We start from the raw sequence: 5,823 nt of genomic DNA on the forward strand, positions 1-5,823 counted from the left end.
ACTGGGTGCAACGGATGTATGCCAGCACCACGGCCGACACGGCATGGCCCGTGTCGGTGGAAGGACCGACCATGCTGCGCCGCGAATTGCCGGATACCGTGAAACTGCGCATTGACGGCAACGCCAAGGCCGATCTGAACGACCTCACCGTCACCACCGGCACTGGAGAGACGATCGCATTGGGCGATGTCCACTACCAAGGCAACCGGCTCGATCTCCCTCTGGACATCCACGCGGATGCATACAGCATCGACACCACCGTCGTGTATTACTCGGGACGTTGGGGCATGCAGCTCGTCACTGGCGACATCGATGGCAAAAACCACAATGTCGTCTCCCTTGGCCGCGGCCATGAGGTACGGGTCATGCGCGATGGCACCGGTTACGCGCTCGCGGGGACCGAAGTCTCCATGAACGAAGTGCGGCCAGGCACCACATGGCGAGTGCGCATCGAAATCGCGGACCGCGGACGTTCCATGAAACTCTACATCGACGGAAATCTCATCGCGGACGGCAAGGAAGCGGAAACCGAGCCGCGCCGCACGGTCACCGTATCCCGGGACAGCGCCGCGGGCATCACCTATCTGCGTGTGGTCAACGCGACGGCGGATCCCGTGGAAGTGGATGCGCGGGCGCTCCTGGACGGCTTGAACATCGAAGCGGAGTCGGCGGCACGCGCGACGGCGACGGTGTTGTCCGGCGACGATCCGTATGCGGGCGGCAACGGCAAGGCCTCGCCGACCGTTCCGATCGAGACCACGGTCGATATGGGCGATGGCGTCTATGACGCGCCATCCTGGTCGTTCTCGACGATCGCCTTCCACGGCTGAAACCAATCTCAAACCACGGAATCGAGCGCAGGATCAATGCGAGTTTCTTGGGAACGTTCCCGTAAAGTGACCATTCGTTCAGCCATCGGCTACGGCATGGGGGATTTCTATGGCGGTGGCCAAGGCGTACTGGTTTCCACCTACCTTGCGTTGTTCTGGACTCGATTCTGTGGGATGACCATCGGCTCCGCGCAGTCCGTTCTCGGCTTGAGCACCATCATCAGCGCGTTTGCGGCGTTGTTCTTCGGCGTGCTGGACGACAACCTGTACCGATTCCGGCTGGCGCGGGAAGTCGGCCGTCGGCATTTGCTGATGCTGATGATTCCGCCATTGTTGCTTTTCGGCCTGTTGCTGTGGATTCCTGGGCTCCCATTCGCCGTATATCTGGGCGTTTACGTGCTGTGGGTCGTGCTCGTCCAGATGTTCCAGACGTCGTACAACCCTTTGCCGGGTGAAATGGCGCAGGATTTCGGGGAACGCACGTTGCTGTCTACGGTGCGCATGTTCATCTCATCCGCGTCCGGAACGTTGGTGCCGCTGATCGGCGGCATCGTACTTGCACTCATGGGCGAGGAGCGTCCAATGGGATATATGGTGGTCGCTTTCGCGTTCACCATCGGCTTTGCCTTGGCCGCCGGAATAAGCTGCTTTGCCACATGGGAGCTCACACCATGTCAAGCCGGATTCGGACAATGGGAAAACGGCGTCATCAAACCGTCCCGCATCGGATTCCAAGGATGGAAACGTCGTCTGCGCAAAGTCGTGCGTGAATATGCGAGCACGGTGCGTATCGCGGTTTTCCGTCAGCATCTTGCGATATATCTGCTGGTGCTCACGTCCACCGATATTTTCAGCCAGACCTTCGTGTTCTTCATCCTGTACAACTGGAACCGTTCGGCGGCATTCGCTTCGATACTGCTGAGCTGCGGCGTGATTTCCCTGCCGCTGATGCCGGTGTTCGGCTGGATGATGACACGAATCGGGCCGCGGCGCATGTACGCAATCGGGTTTTCGGCCGGATTGATCGGTGTGGTCTGGCTTCTGGCCGCATGGCTGCTGGAAGGGCGCATCCCGTCACCGGCGTGGATGGTATTCGCGTTCGCGGGCATACTGTGGTTCCTGACGGCCAAGGCGTTGTATGGATATCTGCCATGGACGGTTTTCCCGTATGTGGCCGATGTGGATCAGATCGTGACCCGACGTTCGCGCGCGGCCACATTCTCCGGCATGCAGTTCTTCGCACGCCAGCTGTTCTCCGGCGTCATCATGATGCTGGTCGGCGTCGTGCTGTCGGCCACGGGCTTCGACTCGACCAAATCCGCACAGCCGTGGTCCGCGCAGGTCGGCATCGCGGCGGTGCTGCTCGGCTTCACCGCAGTGGTGCTGATCATCTGCTGGATCATCGATTCCCGTCTCGCCATCGACAAACATACCGACGGCATCATTCTGCGGGAAATCACCCGATTGCAGAACGGCGGCAGCAAAGCGGACGTCGACGCCGACACCAAGGCGGTGGTCGAACGACTTACCGGACTCAAGTACGAGGATTGCTGGAAAGCATAGCGATATGCCATTGTGCGGCTTGCTCACACCCGGCGCTAATCTGGAAACCATGAGCAAGCATCACCGCAACCGCAATTGGGCTCCCGCCCCGCAATCCCTTCCCGAAAACGCGCACGTCATCGACAACCACACCCATGTGGCGTCCGTCGTGCCGTTCTCTCGGGCGATGAGCCGCGAAGCCGTGGAAAAAGGCCAGGACGAGGTGCCCGTCTACAGCGTCGACGAATTGCTGCGCCAGGCGCAGTCGGTCGGCGTGGAAGGCGTGATCGACTGCGGATGCGAACTGCCGAATCTCATGACCGCGATCGACATGGCCCGCGAACATCCGGGAACCGTGCACGCCGCGATTGCCATTCATCCCAATGAAGCCGTGCTGCACGGGCACCGCGGCGTGCCCGGCCCCGACGGCCTTCCTGTCACATACAAGCCATGGCATGACACCAGCTTCGAAGACGCGCTGGCCGAAGTGCATCGCCTGGCCGTCACCTATCCGAAGCAGGTGGTGGCGATCGGCGAAACCGGCATGGACCTGTTCCGTACCGGCGAAGGCGCCAAGGAATTGCAGCGCGAGGCGTTCCGCGCGCATATCGCGCTCGCCAAGGAACTGAACCTGCCCATGCAGATCCACGACCGCGATTCGCACAGGGAAGTCATCGAGACCCTGTTGGCGGATGGCGCTCCGGAACGCACCGTGTTCCACAGTTACTCCGGGGACGCCGAAATGGGGGAGATCGCACGCGAGAACGGCTGGTATCTGAGCCTTTCCGGCACGTCCAGCTACAAAGGCAACGGCGGCATCCGCGAATCCGCGAAGCTGGTCGGCATGAGCCACGTCATGGTGGAGACGGACGCGCCCTATCTCTGCCCGATGCCATACCGCGGCCGCACCAATGCGCCGTACATGATCCCATACACGTTGCAGGCGTTGGCGGATTATCTCGACGAGCCATTGGCGAAAATCGCCGAAGCAACGCGTCAAACCACGCATGAGGTGTATGGAATCTGAGAAAACAAGCGAAAAACAAGAAAAATTAGAGTGAAGACAATCTAAACAGATTACTTCAGACGCGAAAAAGGAACGCCGAAAACTGTGTGAAGATTTGACAACTCTTTGCAAGGCTCCTAACGTGCCGGATTGCGTTTATTTTGGGGAGCGGGTTGGAAGGCCCGCCGCTTGGAGGAAGCGTTATGGCGAACGAGCCGAACGAAGAAAAGCCGCTGCTTCATGCGGCTACATACACGCAGGCGCCGAAGGTCTCGCATAAGGTCCTGACCAAGGAAGAGCGTCAAGAGCTCATCAAGCAGCATGAGGAAAAGCAGCAGGAAGCCGTCAAGCTCGATGAGGTGGCCAGCAAGGGCCGTCTGGGACGCTGGTGGAGCCGGGTGCAGTCCGGTCCGAACAAGATCACGCCGGCCATGGCGATCGTCGCGCTGGGCGTTGTGTACGGCGACATCGGCACTTCGCCGCTGTACACCATGCAGACCTTCCTCAACGGCCAGGGCGGCTTGGCCAATACCGACCGCGAGGCTGTACTGGGCATTCTGTCGCTGGTGTTCTGGTCGATCACGCTGATCACCACCGTCAAATACGTGTTCATCGCCATGCGCATCGACAACAAGGGCGAAGGCGGCATCTTCGCTCTGTACTCGCTGATTCGCAAATACGGCGCGTGGCTGGCGATTCCCGCCATGCTCGGCGGCGCCGCGTTCCTCGCCGATTCCGTGCTGACCCCGGCCGTGTCGATCAGTTCGGCAGTGGAAGGTCTGGAAACGCTGCCGGCGTTCGAAAAACTGTTCACGGAAAACAAGGAACTCACGCTGATGATCACCATCGTGATCATCGTGTGCCTGTTCGCCGTGCAGTCGCGCGGCACCGAACGCATCGGCAAGGTGTTCGGCTCCGTGGTCATGGTGTGGTTCTCGTTCCTCGCCGTGGTCGGATTGGTGAACCTGAGCGGCGATTGGAGCGTGCTTGAGGCGCTCAATCCGGTGTACGGCGTCAAGTTCCTGTTCAGCAGCCATAACGTCGCCGGACTGACGGTGATGGGCACGGTGTTCCTGTCCACCACCGGAGCCGAGGCCCTGTACTCCGACATGGGCCACGTCGGTCGCGGCAACATCTACTTCACCTGGCCGTTCATCAAGGTCGCTCTGGTGTTCTGCTACTTCGGCCAGGGCGCGTGGATGCTCAACCATTGGGATGATTCGGCATACCGCCGCATGCACGGTCTGAACCCGTTCTTCGAGATGATGACTCCGAGCGTGCGCTACGTGGCCGTTCTGCTGTCGGTCGCGGCCGGCGTCATCGCCTCGCAGGCGTTGATCACCGGCGCGTTCACGATGGTTTCGGAGGCGACCCACCTGAACTGGATGCCGCACCTGCAGGTGCGTTATCCGGCGCGTACTCGTGGTCAGCTGTACATTCCCGTGGTCAACGCGGTGCTGTGCGTCTCCACGCTGTTGGTGCTGGCGTTGTTCCGCGATTCTGAGCATATCTCCGCCGCATATGGTCTGGCGTTGACCATCACGATGATCACCACCACCATTCTGCTCGCCGTCTATATCTGGCATGACGGCAAGCGTGTGGGCGCCATCGCATTCACCGTGCTGTTCCTGGCCATCCAGTTCATGTTCTTCTTCGCGTCGCTCGCCAAGTTCCTGCGCGGCGGCTGGTTCACCATGCTGCTGACGTTCGCGATTCTGCTTGTCATGTACACGTGGAATGAGGGCACGAATCTGGAGCGCGCGCAGCGGCGCCACATGCAGCCCGCCGACTGCCTGCCGATTCTGCAGAAGCTCCACGACGACAATTCGATTCCGTACTTCGCCGACAACATCGTGTATCTGACGTCCGATCCGGAGATGAAGCGAGTCGACACGGATATCTTCTTCTCGATTTTCGCCGACCATCCGAAGCGTGCGCGCGCATGGTGGGCCGTCTCCGTGGAGACCGCCGACGAGCCGTTCACGCGTGAGTATTCGGTCGAGAACTTCGGCACGGATTTCCTGTTTCGCGTGCGCATCCGCCTGGGCTTCAAGGTCTCCCAGTCGATTCCGGCGTACATCCACCAGATCATGAACGATCTGTCGAAGTCGGGTGATTTGCCCAAGCAGACCACACGTTATCCGAAGCTCGACGCCGATCCGAACATCGGGCCAATTCGCTACGTGCTGATCCATAAGGCACTGATGCCGGAGTCGAAGGTCTCCCAGCGGGGCGCGCTGTCGTTGCAGGTCAAGTACGCGATTCGCCATCTGGCCGGATCCCCCGTCAAGTGGTTCGGTCTTGCCCCGTACAACCCGCTGATCGAGATCCAGCCGCTGTTCTTGGCCACGCAGCGTCCGCCGCGTCTGAAGCGCGTGTGACATGGCGTGATGTTCCGTTGGTGATGCCCGTCCGTTCTTGCGGACGGGCATCACCGTATCTGGC

Annotated in this window: 3 protein-coding genes and 1 pseudogene; all 4 read left to right on the top strand. The window is 60.4% G+C overall.

What is annotated here, in order from left to right:
• Positions 1–830, top strand: a pseudogene (locus B3C64_RS00185) (alpha-L-arabinofuranosidase); the annotation flags it as partial.
• 66 nt (positions 831–896) lie between these two features.
• The gene (locus B3C64_RS00190; RefSeq protein WP_291532908.1) at positions 897–2,393 is read left to right on the top strand and encodes an MFS transporter; all 1,497 of its coding nucleotides are present in this window, start codon (positions 897–899) and stop codon (positions 2,391–2,393) included.
• A gap of 49 nt (positions 2,394–2,442) precedes the next feature.
• Positions 2,443–3,399 (top strand): TatD family hydrolase, encoded by a 957-nt coding sequence (locus tag B3C64_RS00195; protein WP_291532910.1) that lies wholly within the window; start codon positions 2,443–2,445, stop codon positions 3,397–3,399.
• A gap of 182 nt (positions 3,400–3,581) precedes the next feature.
• On the top strand, positions 3,582–5,759 hold the full coding sequence (locus B3C64_RS00200) for a KUP/HAK/KT family potassium transporter (RefSeq protein WP_291532911.1): 2,178 nt from the start codon (positions 3,582–3,584) through the stop codon (positions 5,757–5,759).
• Positions 5,760–5,823: the final 64 nt, after the last annotated feature.

The sequence above is a fragment of the Bifidobacterium sp. UBA6881 genome (genome assembly GCA_002451435.1).
Taxonomy (GTDB): domain Bacteria; phylum Actinomycetota; class Actinomycetes; order Actinomycetales; family Bifidobacteriaceae; genus Bifidobacterium.

Excerpts from the sequence above, each read along its gene's own strand:
- B3C64_RS00195 (WP_291532910.1), top strand. The coding sequence starts at position 2,443 with ATGAGCAAGCATCACCGCAACCGCAATTGGGCTCCCGCCCCGCAATCC.
- B3C64_RS00200 (WP_291532911.1), top strand. The coding sequence starts at position 3,582 with ATGGCGAACGAGCCGAACGAAGAAAAGCCGCTGCTTCATGCGGCTACA.